At 75.0% G+C, this 25,221-nt stretch carries 29 protein-coding genes; 24 read left to right on the top strand and 5 right to left on the bottom strand.

Annotation, left to right across the window (positions count from 1 at the left end; all coding sequences use genetic code 11):
* The first annotated feature begins 59 nt into the window (after positions 1-59).
* Positions 60-395 carry a hypothetical protein gene (locus tag JUB12_RS04555; protein WP_205698430.1) on the top strand — a complete coding sequence of 112 codons (336 nt, stop codon included), beginning with the start codon at positions 60-62 and terminating at the stop codon, positions 393-395.
* Here JUB12_RS04555 and JUB12_RS04550 read toward each other — a convergent pair.
* Together JUB12_RS04550 and JUB12_RS04545 are read right to left on the bottom strand one after the other, a co-directional pair.
* Positions 392-1,540, bottom strand: a complete 1,149-nt coding sequence (locus tag JUB12_RS04550; protein WP_205698429.1) for an MFS transporter — start codon at positions 1,538-1,540, stop codon at positions 392-394. The two genes, JUB12_RS04555 and JUB12_RS04550, sit on opposite strands and share 4 nt — an antisense overlap.
* A gap of 53 nt (positions 1,541-1,593) precedes the next feature.
* On the bottom strand, positions 1,594-2,187 hold the full coding sequence (locus tag JUB12_RS04545) for an HDIG domain-containing metalloprotein (RefSeq protein WP_205698428.1): 594 nt from the start codon (positions 2,185-2,187) through the stop codon (positions 1,594-1,596).
* A 73-nt stretch (positions 2,188-2,260) separates the two neighbouring features.
* Here JUB12_RS04545 and murA point away from each other — a divergent pair, with 73 nt between their 5' ends.
* The 8 genes from murA to hisF are packed head-to-tail and all read left to right on the top strand — an operon-like array spanning position 2,261 to position 9,229.
* Positions 2,261-3,580, top strand: a complete 1,320-nt coding sequence (gene murA, locus JUB12_RS04540) for a UDP-N-acetylglucosamine 1-carboxyvinyltransferase (RefSeq protein WP_205698427.1) — start codon at positions 2,261-2,263, stop codon at positions 3,578-3,580.
* Between the two features lie 47 nt (positions 3,581-3,627).
* Positions 3,628-4,566 (top strand): ATP phosphoribosyltransferase regulatory subunit, encoded by a 939-nt coding sequence (locus JUB12_RS04535; RefSeq protein ID WP_205698426.1) that lies wholly within the window; start codon positions 3,628-3,630, stop codon positions 4,564-4,566.
* A complete protein-coding gene (gene hisG, locus JUB12_RS04530) occupies positions 4,563-5,219 on the top strand; it encodes an ATP phosphoribosyltransferase (protein WP_205698425.1) in 657 nt (218 codons plus the stop codon). The genes JUB12_RS04535 and hisG overlap by 4 nt, the downstream gene beginning before the upstream one ends.
* Positions 5,209-6,432, top strand: a complete 1,224-nt coding sequence (gene hisD / locus JUB12_RS04525; RefSeq protein WP_241004413.1) for a histidinol dehydrogenase — start codon at positions 5,209-5,211, stop codon at positions 6,430-6,432. The genes hisG and hisD overlap by 11 nt, the downstream gene beginning before the upstream one ends.
* A gap of 14 nt (positions 6,433-6,446) precedes the next feature.
* The gene (hisB, locus tag JUB12_RS04520; RefSeq protein WP_205698424.1) at positions 6,447-7,043 is read left to right on the top strand and encodes an imidazoleglycerol-phosphate dehydratase HisB; all 597 of its coding nucleotides are present in this window, start codon (positions 6,447-6,449) and stop codon (positions 7,041-7,043) included.
* The gene (gene hisH, locus JUB12_RS04515) at positions 7,040-7,666 is read left to right on the top strand and encodes an imidazole glycerol phosphate synthase subunit HisH (protein WP_205698423.1); all 627 of its coding nucleotides are present in this window, start codon (positions 7,040-7,042) and stop codon (positions 7,664-7,666) included. The genes hisB and hisH overlap by 4 nt, the downstream gene beginning before the upstream one ends.
* Positions 7,663-8,445: a 1-(5-phosphoribosyl)-5-[(5-phosphoribosylamino)methylideneamino]imidazole-4-carboxamide isomerase gene (hisA, locus tag JUB12_RS04510; RefSeq protein WP_205698422.1), complete on the top strand. Its 783-nt coding sequence runs from the start codon at positions 7,663-7,665 to the stop codon at positions 8,443-8,445. The genes hisH and hisA overlap by 4 nt, the downstream gene beginning before the upstream one ends.
* A gap of 25 nt (positions 8,446-8,470) precedes the next feature.
* Positions 8,471-9,229, top strand: coding sequence for an imidazole glycerol phosphate synthase subunit HisF (gene hisF / locus JUB12_RS04505; RefSeq protein ID WP_205698421.1), 759 nt, complete (start codon positions 8,471-8,473; stop codon positions 9,227-9,229).
* 116 nt (positions 9,230-9,345) lie between these two features.
* Here the strand turns inward: hisF and JUB12_RS04500 are convergent, their stop codons facing one another.
* Positions 9,346-10,233 (bottom strand): calcium-binding protein, encoded by an 888-nt coding sequence (locus JUB12_RS04500; protein ID WP_205698420.1) that lies wholly within the window; start codon positions 10,231-10,233, stop codon positions 9,346-9,348.
* A gap of 53 nt (positions 10,234-10,286) precedes the next feature.
* Entirely contained in the window at positions 10,287-11,924 is a 1,638-nt protein-coding gene (locus JUB12_RS04495; RefSeq protein ID WP_205698419.1) for a PQQ-binding-like beta-propeller repeat protein, read from the bottom strand.
* A 35-nt stretch (positions 11,925-11,959) separates the two neighbouring features.
* On the opposite strand from JUB12_RS04495, the gene JUB12_RS04490 reads away from it, so the two are divergent.
* The 15 genes from JUB12_RS04490 to JUB12_RS04420 all read left to right on the top strand — a co-directional run bounded on the left by JUB12_RS04490 (position 11,960) and on the right by JUB12_RS04420 (position 23,168).
* Positions 11,960-13,114, top strand: coding sequence for a CCA tRNA nucleotidyltransferase (locus tag JUB12_RS04490; RefSeq protein WP_205698418.1), 1,155 nt, complete (start codon positions 11,960-11,962; stop codon positions 13,112-13,114).
* 11 nt (positions 13,115-13,125) lie between these two features.
* A complete protein-coding gene (locus JUB12_RS04485) occupies positions 13,126-14,127 on the top strand; it encodes a hypothetical protein (RefSeq protein WP_205698417.1) in 1,002 nt (333 codons plus the stop codon).
* On the top strand, positions 14,127-14,861 hold the full coding sequence (locus JUB12_RS04480) for a polyphenol oxidase family protein (RefSeq protein WP_205698416.1): 735 nt from the start codon (positions 14,127-14,129) through the stop codon (positions 14,859-14,861). Before JUB12_RS04485 ends, JUB12_RS04480 begins: the two co-directional genes overlap by 1 nt.
* An 11-nt stretch (positions 14,862-14,872) precedes the next feature.
* Entirely contained in the window at positions 14,873-15,526 is a 654-nt protein-coding gene (locus tag JUB12_RS04475) for a YggS family pyridoxal phosphate enzyme (protein ID WP_205698415.1), read from the top strand.
* 60 nt (positions 15,527-15,586) lie between these two features.
* Positions 15,587-16,132, top strand: coding sequence for a cell division protein SepF (locus JUB12_RS04470; RefSeq protein ID WP_205698414.1), 546 nt, complete (start codon positions 15,587-15,589; stop codon positions 16,130-16,132).
* Positions 16,132-16,878, top strand: coding sequence for a pyrroline-5-carboxylate reductase (locus JUB12_RS04465; protein WP_205698413.1), 747 nt, complete (start codon positions 16,132-16,134; stop codon positions 16,876-16,878). The genes JUB12_RS04470 and JUB12_RS04465 overlap by 1 nt, the downstream gene beginning before the upstream one ends.
* A 25-nt stretch (positions 16,879-16,903) precedes the next feature.
* On the top strand, positions 16,904-17,188 hold the full coding sequence (locus JUB12_RS04460; RefSeq protein ID WP_205698412.1) for a YggT family protein: 285 nt from the start codon (positions 16,904-16,906) through the stop codon (positions 17,186-17,188).
* The gene (lspA, locus tag JUB12_RS04455) at positions 17,185-17,670 is read left to right on the top strand and encodes a signal peptidase II (protein ID WP_205698411.1); all 486 of its coding nucleotides are present in this window, start codon (positions 17,185-17,187) and stop codon (positions 17,668-17,670) included. Before JUB12_RS04460 ends, lspA begins: the two co-directional genes overlap by 4 nt.
* On the top strand, positions 17,648-18,568 hold the full coding sequence (locus JUB12_RS04450) for an RluA family pseudouridine synthase (RefSeq protein WP_205698410.1): 921 nt from the start codon (positions 17,648-17,650) through the stop codon (positions 18,566-18,568). Before lspA ends, JUB12_RS04450 begins: the two co-directional genes overlap by 23 nt.
* A 269-nt stretch (positions 18,569-18,837) precedes the next feature.
* On the top strand, positions 18,838-19,728 hold the full coding sequence (rpsB, locus tag JUB12_RS04445) for a 30S ribosomal protein S2 (protein ID WP_205698409.1): 891 nt from the start codon (positions 18,838-18,840) through the stop codon (positions 19,726-19,728).
* Between the two features lie 20 nt (positions 19,729-19,748).
* Positions 19,749-20,357 carry a translation elongation factor Ts gene (locus JUB12_RS04440; protein WP_205698408.1) on the top strand — a complete coding sequence of 203 codons (609 nt, stop codon included), beginning with the start codon at positions 19,749-19,751 and terminating at the stop codon, positions 20,355-20,357.
* Positions 20,358-20,359: 2 nt separating this feature from the next.
* Complete coding sequence (gene pyrH, locus JUB12_RS04435; RefSeq protein WP_205699700.1) at positions 20,360-21,106, top strand: UMP kinase; 747 nt, start codon at positions 20,360-20,362, stop codon at positions 21,104-21,106.
* A 5-nt stretch (positions 21,107-21,111) separates the two neighbouring features.
* Positions 21,112-21,669 (top strand): ribosome recycling factor, encoded by a 558-nt coding sequence (frr, locus tag JUB12_RS04430; protein WP_371822318.1) that lies wholly within the window; start codon positions 21,112-21,114, stop codon positions 21,667-21,669.
* A gap of 8 nt (positions 21,670-21,677) precedes the next feature.
* A complete protein-coding gene (gene uppS, locus JUB12_RS04425) occupies positions 21,678-22,358 on the top strand; it encodes a polyprenyl diphosphate synthase (RefSeq protein ID WP_205698406.1) in 681 nt (226 codons plus the stop codon).
* A complete protein-coding gene (locus JUB12_RS04420; protein WP_205698405.1) occupies positions 22,359-23,168 on the top strand; it encodes a phosphatidate cytidylyltransferase in 810 nt (269 codons plus the stop codon). It abuts the gene before it with no gap.
* On the opposite strand, the gene JUB12_RS04415 is transcribed toward JUB12_RS04420, so the two are convergent.
* Complete coding sequence (locus tag JUB12_RS04415) at positions 23,165-25,108, bottom strand: hypothetical protein (protein ID WP_205698404.1); 1,944 nt, start codon at positions 25,106-25,108, stop codon at positions 23,165-23,167. The genes JUB12_RS04420 and JUB12_RS04415 overlap by 4 nt on opposite strands.
* Between the last annotated feature and the right edge of the window lie 113 nt (positions 25,109-25,221).

Here is a 25,221-nt window from a genome sequence, read left to right as displayed (position 1 = left end):
ACCCCGCACGTCCAGCCCTCCGATGTGCGCCGCCCGGCGGGGTAGCATCGGGCTTCGCCATGGAGGAGCGGTGCAGCTGGTGCGGGGCGGCGGTCGAGGAGGGGGCGGGCTTCCGGGCCGCCGAACCCGAGGGCGACCGGCGCGCGGTGTTCTGCCGGCTCGAGCACGTCGTGCCGTGGGTCATCCGCGGCGCGCACTGGGAGGCCGGCTCGTTCCTGACCGACGACGACCCCGACGACGGCCTGGGCCGCTGCGCGCGCTGCGGCGGGGCATTGGGGCCCCGGCGCGTCCTGCTGGTCCGCCACCGCGGCGAGCACCGCATCGCCGACGCGTTCTGCGGGGTCGACGACCTGCTGGCCTGGGCGAAGGCCGGCGGGCGCTGGGCCGCGACCTAGACCGGCTGCGCACCCGCCAGCGTGTCGCGCCGCGCGACCGCCGCCACGGCGCCGAGGACCGCCGCGCCCGCCGCGACCAGGACGGCGGTCTGCCACCCCTCGGCCTCGACGATCGCCCCCGCGGCGGCGTTGCCGGCGGCGATGCCGAGGATCAGCGCGGTCGTGGGCCAGGCGAACGCCTCGGTCTCGCGGCCGGGAGGCGCGACCTCGCCGGCGAGCTGGCTGATCGCCGTGAGCGTCGGCGCGATGAGGACCCCCGCGACGGCGACGAGCACCGCCATCGTCGGGATCGACCACGCCGCGGCGACGAGCAGGTAGCCCGCCGGCAGCACGACGGCGAAGCGCACGAAGCGCGCCGGCAGCGCGGCGTGCCACTCGACCGCGCCGTAGGCCAGGCCGCCCGCGGCGCTGGCCGCCGCCCACGCCGCGACCAGCAGGCCCGCCGTCCCGCGGTGCCCCTCGTGCTCGGCGAACGCCGGCAGGACGACCTCGACGGCGCCGAAGGTGAAGCCGATCGGCAGCGCGCAGAGCACGAGCGTCCGCAGGCCCGGGGCGACGAGCGCGCCGAGCAGCCGCGACCCGCTCGTCGCGGCCGCCACGGGGGCGTCGCGCACCAGCGGGATGCTCAGGAACCAGGCGATGCCGACCGTCACCGAGACGGTGCACGCGACGAGGGCCAGCGCGGGGGAGGCCACCGCCACGACGACGGCGACGAAGAGCGGGCCCGTCACGAACGCGAGCTCCGTCACGACGCCGTCGAGCGCGAAGGCCGTCGTGAGCAGGCCCTCGCGTCCCTGCAGGACCTTCGGCCACAGCGTCCGGGTGATCGAGCCCAGCGGCGGCTCGGCGAGGCCCGCGAGCAGCGCGACGGCGATCAGGACGGCCGCCGGCGCGTCGGTCTCCGACAGCGCCAGGAGCCCGAGGATCGCCACGACGTGCACGGCGGCGAGGACGGGCACGACCCGGACGCGTCCCAGGCGGTCGACGAGCCGCGAGGTCCCCGGCTGCCCGGCGCCGAGCCCCGCCGCGAACGCCGCGGCCACCGCGCCCGCCGTGGCGTAGGAGCCGGTCGTCTCGCGCAGGTGCAGCACGATCGCCAGGCCGTACACGCCGATCGACAGGCGCGCGACGAACGCCGCGCCCATGATGGAGCGCGCGTGCGGGGCGGCGAGGACGCCCCCGTATCGGCCCAGCGCGCTCAGGCCTCGGCCGGCGCGCCCTCGAGCCCGAGCTCGCCGGCGCGCTGCTCGAGCGCGGCGATCACGGTCCGCAGGTGCTCGTCGAAGTCCACCCCGAGCTCCTCGGCGCCGACCCGGACGTCCTCGCGGTCGACCGCGGCGGCGAACGACGGCTGCTTGAGCTTCTTCTTGACCGACTTGGGCGTCATGCCGCGGACGCCCTCGGGGCGCACCCGGGCGCACGCCATGACGAAGCCGCTCAGCTCGTCGACGGCGAAGAGGGTCTTGGCGAGCTCCGTCTCCCGGGGGACGCCGAGGTACGGCGCATGGCCGGCGATCGCGTCGACGACCTCCTCAGGTGCGTCACGGCGCCGCAGCTCGGCGAGGATCGTCCGCGGGTGGCCGGCCTCCTCGTCGTCCATGTCCGGATGGGCCTCGTAGTCGGCGTCGTGCAGGAGCCCCGTGACGGCCCACAGCTCCTCGTCGTGGCCGCCCTGGCGCGCATAGGCGACCATGGCCGCCTCGACGGCCAGGCAGTGCCGGCGCAGGGACTCGGACTGGACCCACGAGGTGAGCAGGTCCCAGGCCTCGGCGCGCGAAAGAGCCACAGACATGGCTGGTACCCTAGCCCTCGCGTCCGGCCCCGAGACCACCTCGGAGACCCCCCGCGCCGGCGCACCTCGCCCCATGCAGAAGTTCGTCATCGACGGCGGAGTCCCGCTGTCCGGCACCGTGGTGCCGGCCGGGAACAAGAACGGCGCGCTGCCCTGCCTGGCGGCGTGCGCGCTGACCTCCGACGACGTGGTCATCCGCAACGTCCCGCGCATCCGGGACGTCGAGGCCATGCTCGAGCTCCTCGAGCAGCTCGGGGCGACCGTCGAGTGGCGCGGCGAGCACGAGGTCGTCCTCAACGGCTCGGGCATCACGCCCGACAGCGAGGTCGACGTGGGGATCGCGGAGCGCATCCGCGCGTCGTTCCTGCTCGCCGGCCCGCTGCTGGCGCGCTTCGGGCGTGCCGTGATGCCGCCCCCCGGCGGGGACGTCATCGGCCGCCGCCGGCTCGACCCCCACCTCGACGCCTTCCGCGCGCTCGGCGCGACGGACCGCTTCGACGCCGACGGCTCGATCGTCCTCGAGGCGCCCGGCGGTCGCGGCGCGACGCTGCGCGCCGGCGAGATCTTCATGGACGAGCCGTCGGTCATGGGCACGGAGAACGCCCTCATGGCCGCCGCGCTCACGCCCGGCGAGACGTTCGTGGGCAACGCCGCCTGCGAGCCCCACGTCCAGGACCTCGCGCGCCTGCTCGTGAAGATGGGGGCGCGCATCCGCGGCATCGGCTCCAACGTCCTGCACGTCACCGGCGTGCCGGAGCTCGGCGGCGCCACCCACGACATCGGGCCCGACCACATCGAGATCGGGTCGTTCATGGCCATGGCCGGCATGACCGGCGGCGAGATCCGCATCAAGGACACCGAGCCGGGCGACCTGCGGATGATCCGCCTGGTCTTCCGCCGCCTGGGCCTGCACACCGAGCTCGACGGCGCCGACGTGCTCGTCCCCGGCGGCCAGAAGCTCGTGGTCCAGCGCGACCTCGGCGAGCACACGGTCAAGGTCCAGGACGGGCCCTGGCCCGCGTTCCCGGCCGACCTCACGTCGATCGCCGTCGCGCTGGCGACGCAGTCCGAGGGCGAGGTGCTCATCCACGAGTGGATGTTCGAGTCGCGCCTGTTCTTCTGCGACAAGCTCATCGCGATGGGGGCCAACATCCTCATCGCCGACGTGCACCGCGCCGTGGTCCACGGGCCGCGACGGCTGCGCGGCGAGCGCGTCGAGTCCCCGGACATCCGCGCCGGCATGGCCGTCCTGCTGGCGGCGCTCAGCGCCGAGGGCCGCACGGAGATCGGCAACATCCGCCAGATCGACCGCGGCTACGAGCGCATCGACGAGCGCCTGCGCGAGCTCGGCGCGCGCATCGAGCGCGTCGCCACCGAGCCGGTCGGCGTCTAGCCCCGCCAGACACCCGCGTCGGACGGCGCTGTGATGGAGTCCGGGACGTGATCCACCCGATCCCCAGCGGGACGCGCGACGTCCTGCCGGACGAGATGCGCGAGCTGCGCGCGATCAGCGAGGCGCTGCGGGGCGTCTTCGACGACGCCGGCTACGGCGAGGTGTGGACGCCGACGATCGAGTTCGAAGACGTCCTGCGCCGCGGCGAGACCGGCCTGGACCCGGCCTACCGGGTCGTCGACGACCACGGCCACGTGATGGCGCTGCGGCCGGACATGACGGTGCCGATCGCCCGGGTGGTCGCCACGCGCTACGCGGAGGCCGAGCCGCCGCTGCGCTTCTGCTACTTCGCCCACGCCTACCGCGGCGTGCGCCCGCGCCGCGGCCAGATGCGCGAGTTCCTCCAGGCGGGGATCGAGCTCGTCGGCGCGCCGGCGCCCGACGGGACCGTCGAGGCGCTGACCGTCCTGTGCCGCGCGCTCGACGCGACGGGCCTGACGGGCTACCGCGTCGCGCTGGGCGACGCCGCGCTGCTGCCGGCGTTGCTCACCGTGCTGGGCGTCCCGGCCGACGCCCACCCGCCCCTGCTCAGCGCGGTGGCCGCGCGCGACCTCGTCGCGCTGGAGGAGGAGCTCGAGCGTCGCGGCCTGGACGACGAGGTCCGCCGCGTCGTCGAGCTGCGCGGCGGCGCCGAGGTGCTCGACGGGCTGCCCGACGAGGCGACCTTCGGCCTGCGCGGCGTGCTCGACGGCGTGGACGAGCGCGTGCGCGAGCGGCTCGTGCTCGACCTCGGCCTCGCGCGCGGCCTCGGCTACTACACCGGCGCGGTGTTCGACGTCCTGGACCCGGCGCTCGGCGCGCCGATCGGCGGCGGCGGGCGCTACGACGACCTGCTCGGCCGCTTCGGGCGCGACCTCCCAGCCGTCGGCTTCGCGCTGGGCGTCGACCGCCTGCACCTGGCGCTGGCCGGGGAGGAGGCGGCGTGACCCCGCGCCCGCCGCTGACCATCGCCGTCCCGCGCGGCGCGCTGCTGCGCGACACGCTCGACCTCCTGGACCGCATCGGCGTCGACACCGCCGAGGTCCGCGCGAACGACCGCAAGCTGCTGTTCGCCGACGTGGGCATCGTCACGATGCGCCCGAGCGACGTCCCGACGTACGTCGAGGCCGGCGCCGCCGACATCGGCATCACCGGCAAGGACGTGCTGGCCGAGCAGGCCGAGCGCGAGGTCCACGAGCTGCTCGACCTCGGCTTCGGGCCGTGCCGGATGATCGTCGCGACGGTCAGTGGCGACGCGAACCCGATGGACGAGGCGCTGCGGCGCCTCGGCGTCGTGCGGGTCGCGACGAAGTACCACAAGATCGCGACGGCCTACTTCGAGCAGACGGGCCGCCAGGCCGAGATCGTCGAGGTCAAGGGCTCGGTGGAGCTCGCGCCGCTGACGGGGCTCAGCGAGGCGATCGTCGACCTCACCGCGACCGGCACGACGCTGCGCGAGAACGGCCTCGTCATCCGCGAGGAGCTGTTCGCGTCCACGGCGCGGCTCATCGCCAACCCCGTCGCCCACCGGCTCAAGGCCGACGCGATCGACGCGCTCGTGCGCCGCGTGCGCGCGCTGGAGCCGGCCGGTGCGTCCTAGCCGCCTGGCCGGCGGCACGCCCGAGGGCCTCGCGGCGCAGGTGCGGGCGCTGGCCCCCGACCCCGCGTCGGTGGCCGGCGACGTCGCCGCGATCGTGGCCGCGGTGCGCGACGGCGGTGACCCGGCGCTGCAGGGCTACGTCGAGCGCTTCGACGCGACCGGCGGCGCGCCCGTGCGGGTGGCGTCCGAGGAGCTCGACGCGGCGCTCGCGGCGCTGGACGCGGAGGTGCGGGCGGGGCTGGAGGTCGCCATCGCCAACGTCGGCGCCGTGGCGCGGGCGGGCGTCGGCGAGGACCGGGACGTCGTCCTGCCCCAGGGCCACACCGTGCGCCTGCGCGAGGTGCCGGTCGGCCGGGCCGCCGTGTACGCGCCGGGCGGGCGCAACCCGTACCCGTCCACCGTCGTCATGGGCGCGGTGACCGCACGCGCCGCGGGTGTGCAGGACGTCGTCGTGTGCGCCCCCGGCGCGCACCCGGTGATCCTCGCCGCCTGCGCGCTGTGCGAGGTCGACGAGGTCCTGCGGATGGGCGGCGCCCACGCGGTCGCGGCACTCGCCTTCGGCACCGAGACGATCCGGCGGGCCGACGTCATCGCCGGCCCGGGCGGGCCGTGGGTGCAGGAGGCCAAGCGCCAGGTCTCGGGCACGGTCGGCATCGACGGCTTCTTCGGCCCGAGCGACGTCCTCGTGCTCGCCACCGCGGGCGCCGACCCCGAGCTCGTGGCGGTCGACCTCCTGGCCCAGGCCGAGCACGGCGACGGCACGATCTCCTGCCTCGTGACGCCCGACGCGGGGCTGGCCGACGCGGTCGCCGGGCTCGTGGAGGACGCGCAGGAGACCGGGGCGGTCCTGGCGGTCGTCGTCGTGGACGACGCGCGGGCCGGCCTGGCGGTCGCCGACGCCTTCGCGCCCGAGCACCTCGAGCTCGTGGGCGCCGAGGCCGAGGCGCTGGCGCCGCAGGTCCGCTGCGCGGGCTGCGTCTTCGTCGGGCGGGCCGGCGCGACCGCGTTCGGCGACTACGTCGCGGGCTCGAACCACTCGCTGCCGACCGGCGGGTCGGCGCGCTTCGCCTCCGGGCTGAGCGCCCGCGCGTTCCGCCGGCGCATGAGCGAGGTGCACATCGGCGACGCCGCTGGGCGGCTGGCCGCCGCCGGTGGGCCGATCGCCGACGCCGAGGGCTTCCACGTGCACGCACGGTCGATGCGCGTCCGGTAGGACTCTGAGGGAGCATGAGCCGGCGCGCGGAGGTCGAGAGGAAGACGGGGGAGACGGACGTCCGTCTCGCCCTGGAGCTCGACGGCTCGGGCGGCGGCTCGCGGTCCACGGGCGTCGGCTTCCTGGACCACATGCTCGACCTCGTCGCGCGCCACGGCAGGCTCGACCTCGAGGTCCAGGCGACGGGCGACCTGGAGACGGGGGCGCACCACACCGCCGAGGACGTCGGGATCTGCCTGGGCCAAGCGCTCGACAAGGCGCTGGGCGACCGCTCGGGCATCACCCGCTACGGCCACGCCGTCGTGCCGATGGACGAGGCGCGCGCCACCTGCGCGATCGACATCTCGGGCCGGCCGTTCCTGCACTTCGCGGCCTCGGAGCTGCCGCCGGGCGTCACCGGCGGCTTCGACCACGAGCTGGCGGAGGAGGTCTTCCGCGCGATCTCGTCGAGCGCGCGCATCACCCTGCACCTCGACGTCGAGGCGGGCACGAACGCCCACCACATCATCGAGGCGCTGTTCAAGGCCTTCGCCCGCGCGCTGCGCGCGGCGGTGCGCATCGACCCGGAGGAGACCGGGGTGCCCTCGACCAAGGGGACGCTCACGGCATGACGACCGCCATCGGGATGGTCGACTACGGGATGGGCAACCGCCGCTCGGTGGAGAAGGCGCTGCTGCGGACGGGGGCGACGGTGCACGTCACCGCCGACCACGACCTGCTGCGCTCCGTGGACGGGCTCTACGTCCCGGGCGTCGGCGCGTTCCCGGCCGCGATGGCGGCGCTGCGCGAGCGCGGCCTCGACGGCCTCCTGCGCGAGCGGGCGGCCGACGGCGTGCCGGTCATGGGCTCGTGCCTGGGCATGCAGCTGCTGTTCGAGCGCTCCGAGGAGCACGGAGGCGAGGAGGGGCTCGGGCTGCTGCCCGGGTCGGTCGTGCGACTGGACGCGCGCGGCTTGAAGCTCCCGCACATCGGGTGGAACGAGGTCCGGTGGGCGCAGGAGACGCCGCTGGCCGAGGGCCTGCCCGATCCGGTGGCGCTCTACCACGTCCATTCGTTCATCCCGCGGGTCGAGGAGGACCTGGTGCTGGGCTTCGGTGAGTACGGGACGCGGTTCCCCTCGATCGTCGGACGCGATCGGGTGTGGGGTGCGCAGTGCCATCCCGAGAAGTCGTCGGGCGAGGGACTCGCGCTGCTGCGCAACTTCGTCGCGCAGTGTGCCGGGGTCGCGGCGTGATCCTCTATCCGGCCATCGACATCGCCGACGGCCAGGCGGTGCGCCTGACCCAGGGGCACTTCGAGGACAAGACCGTCTACCGCGACGACCCGGTCGAGGCCGCGCGCGCGTGGGTCGAGGCCGGCGCGCGCTTCCTGCACGTCATCGACCTCGACGGCGCGAAGTCCGGCTCGCCCAAGTCGCTCGCGCACCTCGAGCGGATCACGAGCGAGCTCAACGTCCCGGTGCAGTACGGCGGCGGCCTGCGGTCGTTCCCGGCCGTCCGCGACGCGCTGCGCGCCGGCGCCGAGCGCGTGATCCTCGGCACCGCGGCGTTCACCGACATCGACTTCCTCGACGACGTCCTCGCGGCCTTCCGCGACCGCGTGATCGTCTCCGTCGACACCCGCGGCGGGCACGTCTCGACGTCCGGCTGGCAGGAGACGACGCAGATGACGGCCGAGAACGTCATCGAGCGCCTGCAGAACCGCGGCGTGCGGTCGTTCGTCTACACGAACGTCGACAAGGACGGGATGCTCGAGGGCGTCGACCCCGAGGAGGTCAAGCGCATCGCGAGCGTCGTCCGTGGCCGCTGGCTGTTCTCCGGCGGCATCGGCGAGGTGCAGGACCTCGAGGTGCTCCGCGACCTGCGCCAGGTCAACCTCGGCGGGGTCGTCGTCGGCAAGGCGCTCTACGAGGGGCGGTTCACCGTGGCCGAGGGCCAGGCGGCGTTGCAGCCGCTGGCGACCGGGCCCCGGGACCGCCCGTTCCGCGACGTCGCCGACCCGCGGCGGGACTAGCCCCGCGTCGCCGGGCGGTGCACGGATGCACCTGAAGCGCCTCATCCCGTGCCTCGACGTGGCCGACGGCCGCGTCGTCAAGGGCACGAACTTCGTCGACCTGCGCGACGCCGGCGACCCCGTCGAGCTCGCCGAGCGCTACGACGCCGAGGGCGCCGACGAGCTGGTCTTCCTGGACATCACCGCGACCCACGAGGCGCGCGACACGATCGTCGACCTCGCCCGGCGCACGGCGGACAACGTCTTCATCCCGTTCACGATCGGGGGCGGGATCCGCTCCGTGGCCGACGCCCAGGCCGTCCTGGACGCCGGCGCGGACAAGGTGGCGGTCAACAGCGCCGCGGTGGCGCGACCCGAGCTGCTGGACGAGCTGGCCGACCGCTTCGGCGTGCAGTGCGTCGTCCTGGCCATCGACGCGAAGGCGCGCGCCGGCGCCGACGGCTGGGAGGTCTACGTCGCGGGCGGGCGCACGCCGACGGGCGTCGACGCGGTGGGATGGGCCGCGGAGGCGGTCGAGCGCGGCGCCGGGGAGATCCTGCTGACGTCGATGGACCGCGACGGGACGAAGGACGGCTTCGACCTGCCCCTGACGCGCGCGGTCGCCGAGGCGGTGTCGGTCCCCGTGATCGCCTCGGGCGGTGCGGGCGACGCCTCGCACCTCGCGGACGCCCTGGCCGCCGGGGCGGACGCGGCGCTGGCGGCGTCGATCTTCCACTACCGCGAGGTGTCGATCGCCGACGCGAAGGCGACCATCGCGGCGGCGGGGATCCCGATCCGGCGCTGAGGCCGACGGAGCATCGAGTGGCGCATTGTCCGCTCCCCAGACGGAAGATCCGCCAACGGATGACCTGGGCGTGACGAGCGCCGCTCACGTGCGAGCGGCGCTCAGCCACGAAGCGGCTACCGCCGGTTCTCGCAGTCGTCGGCGATCGTGTCGCCGGCGGTCACGACGACGGTGTCGTTGCCCGGCCCGCAGGTGATGCGGTCCGAGCCGATGCCGCCGTTGAGGCGGTCGTCGCCGGCGCCGCCGTCGAGGGAGTCGTCGTCGCGGCCGCCCTCGAGGACGTCGTCGCCGTCGCCGCCCTGCAGGACGTCGTTGCCGAAGCGGCCGAAGAGCTGGTCGTTGCCGTCGCCGGCGAAGAGCTGGTCGTTGCCGCCGGCGCCCTCGAGGTAGTCGTCGCCGCCCTCGCCGCGGCAGGTGTCGGCGCCGCTGGTGCCCAGGAGGGTCTCGGCGCGGGAGGTGCCGCCCGCGCGGCACGAGCGCGACGGGACGGACTCCTGCTGGCGCAGCGTCTCGCAGTTGCGGTAGTGGCTGCGGCGCTCGCTCTGGAGGTTGTAGTAGGCGATGTCGTCGCCGGGGCCGCAGTCGACGTCGTCGACGCCGGAGTCGCCGTAGACGGTGTCGTCGCCGGGGCCCGCGTCGATGCGGTCGGGGGCGCGGCCGCCGCGGATGACGTCGTTGCCGTTGCCGCCCAGGACCTGGTCGTCGCCGTCGCCGGCGTCGATCGTGTCGTCGGCGTCGCGCCCGAAGATCGTGTCGTTGCCCTGCCCGCCGTCGACCTCGTCCTCGCCGGCGGCGCCGTCGATCGTGTCGTTGCCGGTGCCGCCCACGAGGCGGTCGTCGCCGCCGAGGCCGCGCAGGCGGTCGTTGCCGCCGTTGCCGTAGAGCTTGTCGGCCTTGCTCGTGCCGGTGATCGTGTTGGCGCCGTTGGTGCCGTTGACGGTCTTGGCGACCGCGACCGAGGCGGGGACCAGCAGCACCAGGAGGACGGCCAGGAGACGGGGCATGCGCAGCATCCTGCCGCATCAACCCCTGGGCGCGCCTCTCGGACCGGCGTGCGTCAGCGCTCCGACCGCGCCTTGGGACGCTGGGTGCGGCACACCGTGGCGTCCGAGCCCGGGCGCTTGAAGCAGACCATCGGCCGCGGCAGGCGGCAGACGCGCTTGCCGCCCGAGCGGAAGCAGAAGCGCACCCCGCGCCGGCGCAGGTCGTTGCGCCGGGCGACCTTGCGCTGGCGCTCGGCGACCCGCCGGGCCAGCGCGCGCTTGCGCCGCGCCACGCGCCGGCCGACGGCCCGCTTGCGCGCGCGCTCGGCCCGGGCGCGGCGACGGTCGGCCTCGCGGCGACCGACGGCGCGACCCGCGGCCGTGCCGCGCAGCGCCGCGCGGTCGCGCCGCGCCTGCTTGCGCGTCGTGAGCGCGAACAGCGACGAGTAGCCGACGAGGTAGATCCGCCGCCCGTCGCTGATGGCCGGGTTGAACGCGCCGCGACCGGTGGACCAGACGAGGTCGCCGGTGGCCGCTCCCACGGCGCCCGTCGACTTGCGCGAGAGGTTGGAGTAGAGGACGAGGTCGCCGACGACCTGCGGGCCGCCGGAGATCTTGCCGCCGGTGTCGCGCGTCCAGCGCACGTCGCCGCTGCGGGCGTCGAACGCGTAGAGCTTGCCGTCGTAGGAGCCGGCGTAGACGGTGCCGCCTCGCACGGGCGAGACCGCCGGCGAGGAGTAGACGAACCCGCCGGTCTTGTGGCGCCACGCGAGCTTGCCGTCGCGCGCGCTGAACGAGTAGACGAAGCCGTCGGTGTTGCCGAGGTAGACGCGGCCGTAGGCGACGGCCGGCGTCGCGTAGAAGTTGCCGCTCTTCAGGCCGAGGGCCGAGCCGCTCGTGCCGGTGCGCCACAGCCGGCGGCCGTCCGCACGGCGCAGGGCCGTGACCTGGCCGGCGTAGTCGCCGAAGAAGAGCTTGCCCTGGGACAGGGCGAGGGCCCCCTTGACCGCGCCGCCGGCCTTGTAGCGCCAGCGCACCGCGCCGTCGCCGGCGCGCATCGCGTACACCGTGCCGTCCTCCGAGCCGAGGTACAGGCGGCCGTCGTCGAGCAGCGGCGAGGTCTCCGAGCGGCTCGGGAGCTTGCGCGACCATCGCGTCGCCCCGCTGCGGGCGCGCACGGCGACGACGCGGCCGGCGCGCACGCCCCGGCCGCGCTGCAGCAGCGTCACGTACACCGTCCCGTGGCTGCACGCGGGCGACGAGGCCGCGAGGTAGCCGAGCTTGCGCTTCCACCGCACCCGGCCGGTGCGGCGCGAGATGCCGTAGAGCGCGCCGTTGTTCTTGAGCAGGAAGAGCTGCTGGCCGCAGAGCACCGGCGGGAACTCGAGCAGGATGCGCCCCGTCACCTTCCAGGTCTCCACGAACGGCGGGCGCAGCGCCGCACCGACGGGCAGGTACTTCGTGCGCGCCTTCGTGTAGCCGTAGACCGGCCACTCGAAGTCGTCGTCCCACGGGTCGCGGCCGGGCACGGCGCGCGTCGGCGTCGTCGTGGTGGGCGGCGGCTCGGCCTCGAAGGCCACGTCCGGGTTCGAGACGTTGCCCTCGTCACGCAGGAGGACCACGGCCAGCGCGCCCAGCAGGAACGCCACCACACCCACTGCCGCGAACGCGAGCGCGAGCCGCCGGCGGCGGCCGCCGGTGGAGCGGGACATCGGTGCAGAGGGTACGGGGTGCGAGGATCCGCGACGTGCGACGCCCGGCGGAGGCCCTCGACGCGCTGGCCGCGACCCCCTGCGGGGCGCGGCTGCTCGAGGCGCTGCCCGACGGCGCGTGGCTGGTCGGCGGCGCCGTGCGCGACCTCCTGCTGGGCCGCGAGCCGCGCGAGCTCGACGTCGCGGTCGAGGCCGACGTCGGCGCGCTGGCCGGCGCGCTGGGCGAGGTCGTCGCGGCGCACGGGCGCTTCGGGACCGCCACCGTCCACGCGGGCGACTGCCGCTACGACCTGGCGCGCACGCGCACCGAGACCTACAGCGCCCCGGGCGCGCTGCCCGACGTGCGGCCCGCCGGCCTCGACGAGGACCTGCGCCGCCGCGACTTCACCGTCAACGCGATCGCCCTGCGTCCGGACGGGGCCGGGGGTGCCGACGTGCGCGCGGCCGACCACGCGCTCGAGGACCTCGAGGCCCGGCGCCTGCGCGTCCTGCACCCGGCGTCCTTCGCCGACGACCCCACGCGGCTCTGGCGCCTGGTGCGCTACGCCGTGCGCCTGGGCTTCCTGCCCGAGCCCGGGACCGACCGGCTCGCCCGTGACGCGGTCGCCGGCGGTGCGCTCGAGACCGTCAGCGGCGACCGCCTGGGCAACGAGCTGCGCCTCGCGCTGCGCGAGCCGCGCCCGCTCGACGTCCTGCACGCCGCCCAGCAGCTCGGCGTGGTGCGCCGCCTCGTGCTGGACCCGCAACGCGCGGCGCGGGCGCTCGACCTCCTGCCGGCGGGCGAGGGGCGGCGCGACCTCGTCGTCCTCGGGGCGGTGCTGCCCGACGCGGCGTGGGCCGACGGCTGGGGCTTCGACGGCGCCGAGCTGCGCATCCTGCGGCGCTGCGCCGACCTGGTCGTGCCCGACGACCGTCCCTCGAAGGTCGCCGAGGCGCTGCGCGGCGAGCCCCTCGAGGCCGTCGCCGTGGCGGGCGGACCGGGCGCCGCGTGGTGGCTGCGCGAGGGGCGCCACGTGCGCCTGGAGATCGGCGGCGAGGACCTGCTCGAGGCGGGGCTCGAGCGCGGGCCGGAGCTCGGCGCGGCGCTGCGCCGCGCCCTGGACGCCAAGCTCGACGGGCTGCTGGAGGGGGCGGGAGCCGAGGCCGAGCTGCGCGCGGCGCTCCAGCGGGAGGACCGGGGCGTGGACTAGGGTCGGCCGTCGTGAACCCGAACGTCCTGCAGTGGGACGGGGCGCCCGGCCACTACGAGGTCCACTACCTGTCGGCCACCGACCCGGCGACCGGCATCGGCCTGTGGATCCGGTACACGATGCGCGCCCCCGTCGACGGGCCCGCCGAGTGCCACCTGTGGTTCATGGCGATGGCACCCGACGGCTCGACGAAGCTCGCCCGCAAGGGCACCTTCCCGATCGAGCGCCTCGTCGCGGAGGCCGAGCCGTTCCGCCTCGAGGTGGCCGGCAGCGTCCTCACCGACCAGGGGATGCAGGGCGGCTTCGAGGACGTCGCCTGGGACCTGTCGTGGACGCCGAGCCTCGCGCCCTACGAGCACGTGCATCCGGTCCTGCGCCGCGCCAGGATCGCCAAGACGGTCCTCGTCCTGCCGCACGCCGACCTCGCCGTCTCGGGCACCGTGACCTTCGCCGGCACCGAGCTGCGCCTCGACGGCGTGCCCGGCGGCCAGGCGCACCTGTGGGGCTCCAAGCACGCCGGGCGCTGGACGTGGCTGCACTGCAACGACCTCGACGACGCCGACTCCGGCGAGCGCGCCGCCCAGACGTTCGTCGACGGGGTCTCGGTCGTCGTTCCGCGCTTCGGGCGCGACGTCGGGCCGAGCAGCCCGCTCGTCGGCCGGTTCCTCGGCGAGGACTTCCGCGCGGTGAGCCCGCGCGCGGTGCTCGGCACCGCGAGCGCGTTCGACCTCACGTCGTGGCGCTTCGAGGCGCGCGACGGCAAGCGCAAGCTCGTCGGCGAGGCCAGCGCCCCGCGGGCGTCGCTGGTCGGCGTCACCTACCAGGACCCCGATGGCGACGAGGTCTGGTGCTACAACAGCGAGGTGGCGACGCTGCGCCTGCAGGTCCTCGACAAGCAGGCCCGCGGCCGGGGCGGCTGGGCGGTCCGCCAGACGCTCGTCGGCGACGGCACGGCGCACTTCGAGTACGCCCAGCGCACGCCGGTCGACGGCCTGGAGCTCCTGGTCACCTGATGCTCGACGTCGACCTCGGCGGCGCCTGCGCCCGGTTCACCGACCGCGCGGGCGGCGTCTCGACGGGCGCGTACGCCTCGCTCAACCTCGGCCCGTGGACCGACGACGTCCCCGAGGACGTCGCGGAGAACCGCCGGCGCCTCGCCGACGCCACCGGCGCGATGCTCGCCCAGGGCCACCAGGTCCACGGCACGACCGTCGCGCGGGTCACGGATCGCCCGTGGCCCGAGGCCGCCGGAGCGGCCGGCGCCGGCATCGCGGGCGGCCGGCCCGCGGCGGCCGACGGCCAGGCGACGTGCCTGGAGGGCGTCGCCCCGATCGTCCTGACCGCCGACTGCGTCCCCGTGGTCGTCGCGGGCGCCGGCGCCGTGGCGGCGCTGCACGCCGGCTGGCGTGGCCTGGCCGGCGGCGTGCTGGCAGCGGGCGTGCAGGCGGTCCGCGAGCTCGGTACGAACGGCGCGCCGCTGCGCGCCGCGGTCGGCCCGAGCGCCGGGCCCTGCTGCTACGAGGTCGGCGAGGAGGTCGCGGCGCGCTTCGACGCGCGCTTCCGGCGCGGCACCGGCGCCGCGACGCACCTCGACCTGCCGGCCGCCGCGGCCGCCGCGCTGCGCGACGCCGGCGTCGAGCACGTCGAGCTCGTCGGGCTGTGCACGATCTGCGACGAGCGCTTCTTCAGCCACCGCCGCGACGGCGGCGTGACCGGCCGCCAGGCCGGGCTGGGCTGGCTGACCTAGGCGGTCTCGCGGTGGTGGAGCTCGTCCGCGGCCTGGACCCCGAGCGCGTCGCGCGCAACCTCGCAGCCGTCCGCGAGGAGCTCGCCGGCGCGGGGGTGGACCCCGGCCGCGTCGAGGTGCTCGCCGCGGTGAAGTACGTCGCGGTGGAGGACCTCGGCGCGCTGGCCGAGGGCGGCGTCACCGTGCTGGGGGAGAACCGCGCCCAGGAGCTCGCGGTCAAGCAGGAGGCCTGGCCGGCCTTCACCTGGGACTTCATCGGCCACCTCCAGAGCCGCAAGGTCAAGGACGTCCTGCCGCGGGTGCGCCGCATCCACTCCGTGGGCTCGGACAGCGTGCTGGACCAGCTCGAGCGGCGCGCCGCCGAGCACCCCGCGGTCGAGGTCCTGCTCGAGGTCAACGTCGCGCGGGAGGAGGGCAAGAGCGGGTTCGCCCCCGAGGCCGTCGACGAGGCCCTGGCCCGCTGCGCGCTGCCCGTCGTCGGGCTCATGACGATGCCGCCGCTGGCGCGCGCGCCCGAGGACAGCCGCCGCTGGTTCGCGGGCCTCGCGGAGCTCGCCGCCCACCACGGTCTGCGCGAGCTGTCCATGGGCACGACGCAGGACTTCGCCGTCGCCGCGCAGGAAGGTGCGACGGTCGTGCGGATCGGCAGCCGGCTCTTCGCCTGAGCGCGACGGCCCTGTTGCACGAGTTGCAGGAGAAACACGCAGCACGGCTAACCTAAGGCCGTGGCGTTCCGCGACTCATGGCACCGCGCGCTCGTGTACTTCGGCCTGGCCGAGGACCGCGACCCGGGCTACGACGACGAGTGGGACGAGGAGGAGCCCGAGCGCCAGACGCAGGCGCGCTACCAGGAGCGCCCGAACGTCCGTCGCCTGCAGACCCGTCGCCGCGGGGCGGACTTCGACGACATCTTCGCCGACGACGACCTGGAGGTCTCGGCCCGGCGCACCGCCGTGCTGCGCCCCGTGCGCGGCGGCCGTGACACCAACGGCGACGTGCGCGTGCACCTCGTCATCCCCAAGTCGTTCAACGACGCCCAGCAGGTCGCCGACCGCTTCAAGGACGGCATCCCCGTCGTCCTGAACCTGCAGAGCACGGACACCGACCTGTCCAAGCGCCTCATCGACTTCGCCTCCGGCCTCACGTACGCGCTGGACGGCGGGATGCAGCGCATCGCCGACAAGGTCTTCATGCTCACGCCGCGCAACGTCGAGATCTCGGCGGAGGAGCGCGCGCAGCTCATCGAGAAGGGCTTCTTCAACCAGTCCTGATGGCCGTGCGGCTGGGGCTGGTCGGGGCGGGCAACATGGCGCGGGCGCTGGCCCGCGGCATGGGGGAGCCCGTCGCGGTCTTCGACCCGTTCCCCGGCCGTGCGCAGGAGCTCGTCGACGAGCTGGGCGGCGAGGTGTGCGCGTCGGGCGCCGAGGTGGCGCAGGCCGCGCCGCTGGTGCTGCTGTGCCACAAGCCCCCGCAGCTCGGCGACGTGGCCGCCGAGGTCGCGCCCCACGCCCGGCGCGTGGCGTCGATCCTCGGCGCCGTGCCGTTGGCGGCGCTGCGCGCCGCCTACCCGGACGCGACGGTGACGCGCTGGCTGCCGTCGACGCCGGTCGAGGTGCGCCAGGGCGCGACGATCCTCGCCGCCGAGTCCGACGAGGACCCCGACGCACGCGAGCTCTTCGACCGCTGCGGGCCGGTGTTCGAGCTCGCCGAGGCGCAGGTCGACGTCGCGATGGGCCTCATGTCCAACGCGCCCGCCTACGTGGCGCTGCTGGCCGAGGCGCAGGTCGACGCGGGCGTGCGCCGCGGGCTGCCCGCGCCGCTGGCCGCCGAGCTCGTCGTCCAGACCTTCGCCGGGACCGCCGCGCTCCTGCGCGAGCGCGGCTTCGACACGCTCGCGGTGCGCCGCGAGGTCACCTCGCCGGGCGGGTCGACCGCCCGCGGCCTGGCGGCCCTCGAGCGGGCCGGCGTGCGCACCGCGTTCCACGACGCGATCGACGCCGTGCTCGGGGACCGCTGACGACCGTGGCAGGATCTGCGCTCTGATGGACGACGTCGCCGACTTCATCCGGGCGCTCGTGACGGTCTACACGATCGTCATCATCGCCTACATCCTCAGCCAGATGTTCTTCTCGTTCGGGGGCCGGATCCCGTACTCCCGGACCTCGAACGCGGTGCTGGGCTTCCTGCGCGACGTCTGCGAGCCCTACCTCTCGGTCTTCCGGCGCTTCATCCCGCCGATCGGCCCGCTCGACCTCAGCCCGATGGTCGCGATCATCGTGCTGCAGGTCGTCGGCAACGTCGTCGCGAGCGCCATCGAGTCGTCGTGAGCCCGCGCGCGCGCGTCGTCGCGCGCGCCGGCGCGGTGCTGGCGGCCGTGCTGGCCGTCGACCAGGCCACCAAGGCGCTCGTGCGCGCCGACGTCGAGCGCGGCAGCGAGGACGCGATCCTGCCGTTCCTCGACCTCGTCCACACGCAGAACTCCGGCGTGGCGTTCGGCGCCTTCGACGGCGGCGGCGCGATCGTCGTCGTCCTGGTCGCCGTGGCGCTCCTCGCGCTGCTGGCGTTCTTCGTCACGCACCTCGACCAGCGGCTGGTGTGGGTGCCGACGGGCCTGCTGCTCGGCGGCGCGCTGGGCAACGTGGTCGACCGCGTCGTCGAGGGCCACGTGACGGACTTCCTCAAGCTCCCCGCGTGGCCGGCGTTCAACGTCGCCGACATCGCCATCACCTTCGGGGTCCTGGCGCTGCTGCTGGTCCTGGAGAGCGACGGCAAGGAGCGCGACGCCGATGCGGCTCCAGGTCGCGCCTGAGCAGGCGGGCGAGCGGCTCGACGCGCTCCTGGCCGAGCCGCTGGGCTCGCGCTCGCGCGCCGCGCGGCTCATCGAGGCCGGCGCGGTCACCGTCGACGGCGCCGCGGTCGCCAAGCGCCACAAGGTGGCGGCGGGCGAGGTGGTCGAGGTCGACGACGGCGCCGACGCGCCGCCGGCCCCCGAGGACGTCGGCGCGACGGTCGACTTCGCCGTCCCCTACGAGGACGAGCACCTGCTGGTGGTCGACAAGCCCGCGGGGCTCGTCGTGCACCCGGGCAAGGGCAACCGCACGGGCACGCTGGCCCAGGCGCTGGCGGGCGTCGCGGCGGGTGGGGAGGACGGGTGGCGCGCGGGCATCGTCCATCGCCTGGACCGCGACACCTCGGGCCTGCTCGTCGTCGCGAAGTCCGAGGAGGCTCACCGCCGGCTCAAGGCCGCGCTGCAGCGCCGCGAGGTCACCCGGCAGTACACGGCGCTCGTCGAGGGGGTGCCGCCGGCGCGGTCCGGGACGGTCGACGCGCCGATCGGCCGCGACCGCCGCGTGCGCACGCGGATGTCGACCGACACCGACGAGGGCCGCCACGCGGTCACGCACTTCGAGCTCGAGCAGGTCCTCGGGCAGGGCGGCGCGCGCTTCGCCCTGCTGCGGGTGAAGCTCGAGACGGGACGCACGCACCAGATCCGCGTCCACCTGCAGGCGATCGGCCACCCAGTCGCGGGCGACCCGGAGTACGGGACCGCGGGCCTCCTCGGCCTGGAGCGCCAGTTCCTGCACGCGGCGCGCCTCGCCTTCGCCCACCCGTTCACCGGCGCGCCGGTGGACGTGGAGAGCGCGCTGCCCGCCGACCTGCGGCGGGCGCTCGAAGAAGCAGAGGGCGGGCCAGACCGCCGGAGGTAGGGGAAGGGCGGCCGGCCCGCCCACCGCTTCACCTGCCTCCAACGCAGCCGTCGCCCAGGACTTGCGAGCGTCAACGCGCCAGCTTCCGGAGCGGCTTCGCCCGACCTCGACGACACCTCGCCCGAGCGGCCCGCTGGCTACACTGCGGGGCCGTACCTGTCCTCGACCCGTCGCCCTGCGACGTCGCGGCGGTCCTGCCCGGCACGAAGCCGGGTCCGACCGCGACGAGGTGACGGCAGTTCCAGTCCCAAGAACAAGGAGCAGTCCCCATGGCCGAGATCGGCATCCGGGAGCTGCTGGAGGCCGGGGTCCACTTCGGTCACCAGACGCGCCGGTGGAACCCCAAGATGCGCCGCTTCATCCACGGTGAGCGTGGCGGCATCTACATCATCGACCTCCTGCAGACCGAGCGCCTGCTGCGCCAGGCCCAGGAGTTCGCCTCCCAGCTGGCCCACCGCGGCGGCGTCGTCCTCTTCGTCGGCACGAAGAAGCAGGCGCGCGACGCGGTCAAGGAGACCGCCGAGGCGGCCGGCATGCCGTACGTCAACCAGCGCTGGCTGGGCGGCCTGCTCACGAACTTCCAGACGATGAGCAACCGCATCCGGCGGCTGCACGACCTCGAGCGCTACCAGGCCGACGGCCAGCTCGAGCTGCTGCCCACGCGCGAGCGCATGGCCGCCCTCGCCGACCTCGAGAAGCTCCAGGCCAACCTCGGCGGCGTCAAGCACCTCCAGCGCGTCCCCGACGCGATGTTCGTCGTCGACCTCAAGACCGAGGCGATCGCCGTGCGCGAGGCCCAGCGCCTGCGCATCCCGATCATCGGCCTCGTCGACACCAACTGCGACCCCGACGGCATCGACTACGTCGTGCCGGGCAACGACGACGCGATCCGCTCGTGCGCGCTCGTGACCCAGGCGATCGGCGAGGTCGTCCGCGAGGGCTACGGCTCCTGGCGCAACGCCGAGGAGGAGCGCATCCGGCGCGAGTGGGAGGAGCAGCAGCGCCGGCAGGCCGAGGAGCAGGCCCGCCGCGAGGCCGAGGCCCAGGCGCGCGCCGAGGCCGAGGCGGCCGCCCGTGCCGAGGCCGAGGGCCAGCAGCAGGCCGCCGAGCAGGCCGCGGCCGAGCAGGGCGCCCCGCAGACCGACACCCCGCAGCAGTAGCCAAGGAGCCTCATCACCCCATGAGCACCACCATCTCCGCGGCCGACGTCAGCGCGCTGCGCAAGCAGACCGGCGCCGGCATGATGGACTGCAAGAAGGCCCTCCAGGAGGCCGACGGCGACTTCGAGAAGGCCGTCGAGATCCTCAAGGTCCAGATGGGCAACAAGCTCGGCAAGCTCGCGGGCCGCGAGACCGCCGAGGGCACCGTCCAGTCCTACATCCACGCCAACGGCAAGGTCGGCGTGCTCGTCCAGGTCGAGTGCAACACCGACTTCGTGGCGCGCAACGAGGACTTCATCGCCTTCGCCAAGGACCTCGCGCTGCACATCGCGGCCATGAACCCGCAGTACGTCTCGGCCGACGACATCCCGCAGGACGCCAAGGACAAGGAGATCCGCGTCTGGGAGCAGCAGCTCGAGGCCGAGGGCAAGCCGGAGCACATCCGCCCGAAGATCATCGAGGGCAAGCTCAAGGCCTGGGCCAAGGAGGTCGCGCTCCTCGACCAGCCGCACGTCAACGGCGACAAGTACGACGGCAAGACCATCGAGCAGCTGCGCGGCGAGGTCTCGGCGACGACCGGCGAGAACGTCGTCATCAAGCGCTTCTCGCGCTTCGCCGTCGGGGAGTAGGCATCCCCGTCGAGGGCCACGACGCAGGGCGCGCACCCGCCTTCAAGCGCATCCTGCTGAAGCTGTCGGGGGAGTCCCTCATGGGCTCCCTCGACTACGGCACCGACCCCGAGCGCGTCCGCAAGGTCGCCCAGGCGATCAAGCAGGTGTCCGAGCGCGGGGTCGAGGTCGCCGTGGTCGTCGGCGCCGGCAACATCTTCCGCGGCATGCAGGGCGTGGCCTCCGGCATGGACCGGGCCACGGCGGACTACATGGGGATGCTCGCGACGATCCTCAACGCCCTGCCGCTGCAGGACGCCCTCGAGCAGATGGGCGTCCACACGCGCGTGCAGAGCGCCCTCACGATCGCCGAGGTCGCCGAGCCCTACATCCGGCGGCGCGCCATGCGCCATCTGGAGAAGGGCCGCGTCGTGATCTTCGCCGCCGGCACCGGCAACCCGTTCTTCACGACGGACACCGCCGCCGCGCTGCGCGCCGTCGAGATCCACGCCGAGGCGGTCCTCATGGCCAAGAACGGGGTCGAGGGCGTCTACGACGACGACCCGCGCACGAACCCCGAGGCGACGCTGCTGACCGACATCACGCACATGGACGCGCTCCAGCGCGGCCTCAAGGTGATGGACGCGACGGCGCTGAGCCTCTGCATGGACAACCGGCTCGCGATCCACGTCTTCAACATGGACGACGAGCGCAACATCGACCGGATAGTGTCCGGCGAGCGGGTGGGGACCTTGGTGGCCACGTCATGAGCGAGCTGATCGACGACCTCCTGGCCGACGCCAGGGAGCGCATGGCCAAGGCCGTGTCCTCGACGCAGACGGAGTTCGGCACGGTGCGCACCGGTCGCGCCAGCCCGGCGCTGCTCGACCGCATCGTCGTCGACTACTACGGGGCGCCGACGCCGCTCAAGCAGCTGGCGACGATCAACGCCTCCGAGGCGCGGCTGCTGACGATCCAGCCCTACGACGCCTCGTCGATCAAGGCGATCGAGAAGTCGATCCTCGAGTCCGACGTCGGCCTGACGCCGTCCAACGACGGCAAGGTCGTGCGCCTCGCGATCCCGGAGCTCAACGAGGAGCGCCGCCGCGAGATGGTCAAGGTCGCCCGCGGCATCGCGGAGGACGGGCGGGTGCGCATCCGCAACATCCGCCGCGACGTCATGCACGATCTCAAGGAGCTCAAGGACGAGGGCGAGGTCGGTGCCGACGACGAGCGTCGCGGCGAGGCCGAGCTGCAGAAGGCGACCGACAGCGCCGTCGCCGAGCTCGACGGCCACCTGAAGGCCAAGGAAGCCGAGATCCTCGAGGTCTGAGGGCGCCCGTGGCCGGCGAGGCGCCCGCTGCGGCGAAGTACGTCGCGATCATCACCGACGGCAACGGCCGCTGGGCGCAGGCCCGCGGGCTGCCGCACGCCGAGGGCCACCGCGCCGGCGCCGACGTCGTCAAGGCGCGCCTGCGCGACGCCGTCGACTTCGGGGTGCGCGAGCTGACGGTCTACTCGTTCTCCACGGAGAACTGGTCGCGGCCGGTCGAGGAGGTCTCCGCGCTCATGCGGATGTTCAGCGAGCGGATCATCGGCGAGACGCCCGAGCTCAAGGAGGAGGGGGTGCGCATGCGCTTCCTCGGCCGCCGCGAGGGCGTGGCGCCCGACCTGCTCGAGCAGATGGACTGGGCGGAGGCCGAGACGGCGGCCAACGACCGCCTGACGTTCTACATCGCCTTCAACTACGGCGGGCGGGCCGAGGTCGTCGACGCCGCGCGGCGCTTCACCGGGACGACCGAGGAGGAGTTCCGCGCGCTGCTCTACGCGCCCGAGATGCACGACCCGGACCTCGTGATCCGCACGTCGGGCGAGCAGCGGCTGAGCAACTACCTGCTCTGGCAGTCGGCCTACTCGGAGCTCGTGTTCCGCGACGAGCTGTGGCCGGACTTCACGCGCGAGGCGTTCCGCGCGAGCCTCGACGAGTTCACCACGCGCCAACGCCGCTTCGGGGGGCGCTAGGTGCCTCAGCCGCGCCGCCGGCAGGGCTCGGACCTCGGCGGGCGCATCGCCTACGCGATCCCCGCTGCGATCTTCGCGATCGTCATCGTCGCCTACGGGGGCATCGTCTTCACGGCGGGGCTCATCCTGCTGGGCCTGGTCTGCCTCCACGAGCTCTTCGGCATGTTCGAGCGCGCCCACCCCGCGCGGCTGGCGGGCTTCGCGGGCCTCATCGGGATGCTGCTCGCCGCGACCTACGGCGACCAGTTCCACGTCTTCCTCGCGCTGGCGTGCGCGGTGCCGCTCATCTTCTGGAACGCGGCGATCCAGCCGCGCGGGGGCGGCGCGCCGGGCATCGCGGTCACCGTCCTGGGCCTCACGTGGATCGGCGTCGCGCTGGCCCACGCGATCCTCCTGCGCGACCTGCCCCACGGCGACGGGATCGTCATCGACGTCGCCATCGGCACGTTCCTCGGCGACACCGGCGCCTACCTCGGCGGCCGGGCGCTGGGCCAGACCCCGCTCGCCCCGCGCATCTCGCCCAACAAGACGCTCGAGGGCCTGGCCATCGGCGTGGTCGTCGGCATCGCGGCCGTGTGGTTCGCCGGCCTCTACCAGGACTGGCTGTCGGGGACCGACGCGCTCGTCCTCGGCGCGGCGGTCGCGCTGAGCGCCCCGGTCGGCGACCTCTTCGAGTCCTACCTCAAGCGCGACGCCGGGACGAAGGACACCGGCACGGTCTTCGGCCCGCACGGCGGCGCGCTGGACCGCCTGGACGCGGTCCTGTTCAGCGCCGTCGCGGCCTACTTCACCTGGGTCGCGCTGCTCTAGCGCGGGCGCAGGAGCAGGTCCGCCTCGAGGCCGAAGCCGCACTGCGCCCGGGCGGCGGGCAGCCGGAGCGCCTGGCGCTCGGGCCGCAGCCCACCGCGCGACACGCGGACGCTGCCGAGCGCGCGCCGGGCGCCGAGGACCGCGACGTGCAGCGCCTCCCCGTCACCCAGGGCGATGCGCCGCGCGCGCCGCCCGCCGGCGGTCAGCCGCCAGGAGCGTCCGCGCAGGACGGACATCGCGACGGTCGCCCGCGGCGCGCAGCGCGAGACGACGCGGACGTCCGCGGTGCGGGCCTCGTCATCGTCGCACAAGACGTCGACGAGCTGCGGCCGCGCGCCACGGGTGACCGCACCGCAGCGCACGGTGCGCGTCGACGCCACGCCGCGCACGTCGACCACCCAGGCGACGAGGCCGCCCGGCAGCGACGCGACGCGGCGCACGGCGCGCAACGGGTCGGGGACCGAGAACACGAAGCCGCCCTCGGGGTCCAGGCGCCGCCCGTCGGGCGCGAGGGCGATCGCAGCGGCCGTCGCGGTCGGCCCCGGGGGCTCGACGGTCAGGAACGGCCGGATGGCGCGCACCGCGGCGCCGGTGTAGGCGGGGTCGGGCGTGGAGGTGGCCAGCGCGCGAGCGCTCACCGGCGAGCCGAGGCGCAGGGACGTCGCGCCCTCGCGGGCCACGCCGGCCAGCACGCGCCCGCCCCCGGGCAGGGGCAGCGCCCGGCCCAGGATCGCCCCCGGCGAGCGGCCCAGCGGCGTGCAGTCGGCGTCGCGCAGGTCGTCGCGGTCCACGGCGAGGCAGAGCCGGCCGTCACGATGGTCGCCGGCGACGAGCCGGTGGCCCTCGGCGGCGAGCACGGTGGCCGGGGGCGCGACGAGGTCGGCGGGCGGGCCCGTCGGCGCAGCGGGCGGGAGGTCGGCGAGCTCGAGGATGCTGAAGACCTGGGAGCCCTCGCCGTCGGAGGCCGCGCACTCGCTGCGCGCGGGCGCCGCGCCCAGGGCGACCGTCGTGCCGCCCGCCTCGATGCGCCGCACGCCGACGGTCGCGGGTGCGACGTACGCGTAGGCGCGGCGGCCCGCGGCCAGCGCGACCGTCCGCGCGGCCCGCCGCCGCCCGTCGGCGAGCAGCGCGGAGGCTGCGCTGACGCCGGGGTCGAGGGCACCGACCAGCACCTGCACCGAGGCGCGGGCCGTGCACGCCAGCGACGTCGTGTCGCTGGCCTCGCGCCCGTCGGAGGACACGCAGGTGGACCCGCTGGACGTCCCCGCCCCGGCGCGCACGTCGACCAGCAGGCACGCGCGCTCGACGTGGCGGTCCAGGTCGGTGGCGACGGGGCGCAGGACGCTCTCCCGCCGGACGCGCAGCCGGACCTCGGCACCGCCCGCCACCCGCTGGGCGCCCACCTGACGGACGGGACCGAGCGCGACCCCGCTGCCGGGCTGGACGCCGACGAGCGCATCGCCGGCGCCGAGCACGCGCACCTCGCCGAAGGGGTCGCCGGGCAGCGAGACGTCGTCGTCGCCCGCGGCGGCCGGCCGGCGGACCGCGAAGAAGGCGACCCGGCCTGCCAGCTTGCCGCGGTAGGCGTCGCTGCGCTGCACCGCGGTGCGCAGGCGGCGGCCGTCGGGCAGCACCACCTGGACGGCCTCGGCGGCGGCGGGCACGACGCCGGCGAAGACCTGGCTGCTAGTGGCCAGGACCACGGCGTCGTCGTCGCGCTGCAGCGGGTTGCCGCAGGCCGACGCCTGACCGCCCTCGACCGTCAGCCCCACGCAGATGCCGCCTCCGCGAGCCGGCGCCCGATCGGCCGCCCGCAGCGCCGCGTCGCCCGAGCGCACCACGACCGGCGCGTCGGTGAGCGCGTCGTCCTGGGCGAGCGCCGCGGGAGGCGCCACGAGGGCGAGGCCCAGCAGGAGGGAGGTGGCGCGAACGCGCGGCATGGAGCGTCCTTACCCCTCGCGTCCTACGACGCACCACCGCCCGGCGCATCGCGCTTGCCCGCGGGGGATCGCATGCCCTACCTTGCGCGGTCGGCAAGACGCTCACCAGGGGG

The organism is Conexibacter sp. SYSU D00693 (assembly GCF_017084525.1).
In the GTDB taxonomy this organism is placed as follows: domain Bacteria; phylum Actinomycetota; class Thermoleophilia; order Solirubrobacterales; family Solirubrobacteraceae; genus Baekduia.
This window is presented reverse-complemented; position numbering and strand designations above follow the sequence as displayed.

Excerpts from the sequence above, each read along its gene's own strand:
- JUB12_RS04555 (WP_205698430.1), top strand. The coding sequence starts at position 60 with ATGGAGGAGCGGTGCAGCTGGTGCGGGGCGGCGGTCGAGGAGGGGGCG.
- JUB12_RS04550 (WP_205698429.1), bottom strand. The coding sequence starts at position 1,540 with ATGGGCGCGGCGTTCGTCGCGCGCCTGTCGATCGGCGTGTACGGCCTG.
- JUB12_RS04545 (WP_205698428.1), bottom strand. The coding sequence starts at position 2,187 with ATGTCTGTGGCTCTTTCGCGCGCCGAGGCCTGGGACCTGCTCACCTCG.
- murA (WP_205698427.1), top strand. The coding sequence starts at position 2,261 with ATGCAGAAGTTCGTCATCGACGGCGGAGTCCCGCTGTCCGGCACCGTG.
- hisB (WP_205698424.1), top strand. The coding sequence starts at position 6,447 with ATGAGCCGGCGCGCGGAGGTCGAGAGGAAGACGGGGGAGACGGACGTC.
- hisH (WP_205698423.1), top strand. The coding sequence starts at position 7,040 with ATGACGACCGCCATCGGGATGGTCGACTACGGGATGGGCAACCGCCGC.
- hisF (WP_205698421.1), top strand. The coding sequence starts at position 8,471 with ATGCACCTGAAGCGCCTCATCCCGTGCCTCGACGTGGCCGACGGCCGC.
- JUB12_RS04500 (WP_205698420.1), bottom strand. The coding sequence starts at position 10,233 with ATGCCCCGTCTCCTGGCCGTCCTCCTGGTGCTGCTGGTCCCCGCCTCG.
- JUB12_RS04495 (WP_205698419.1), bottom strand. The coding sequence starts at position 11,924 with ATGTCCCGCTCCACCGGCGGCCGCCGCCGGCGGCTCGCGCTCGCGTTC.
- JUB12_RS04480 (WP_205698416.1), top strand. The coding sequence starts at position 14,127 with ATGCTCGACGTCGACCTCGGCGGCGCCTGCGCCCGGTTCACCGACCGC.
- JUB12_RS04465 (WP_205698413.1), top strand. The coding sequence starts at position 16,132 with ATGGCCGTGCGGCTGGGGCTGGTCGGGGCGGGCAACATGGCGCGGGCG.
- JUB12_RS04460 (WP_205698412.1), top strand. The coding sequence starts at position 16,904 with ATGGACGACGTCGCCGACTTCATCCGGGCGCTCGTGACGGTCTACACG.
- JUB12_RS04450 (WP_205698410.1), top strand. The coding sequence starts at position 17,648 with ATGCGGCTCCAGGTCGCGCCTGAGCAGGCGGGCGAGCGGCTCGACGCG.
- rpsB (WP_205698409.1), top strand. The coding sequence starts at position 18,838 with ATGGCCGAGATCGGCATCCGGGAGCTGCTGGAGGCCGGGGTCCACTTC.
- JUB12_RS04440 (WP_205698408.1), top strand. The coding sequence starts at position 19,749 with ATGAGCACCACCATCTCCGCGGCCGACGTCAGCGCGCTGCGCAAGCAG.
- JUB12_RS04415 (WP_205698404.1), bottom strand. The coding sequence starts at position 25,108 with ATGCCGCGCGTTCGCGCCACCTCCCTCCTGCTGGGCCTCGCCCTCGTG.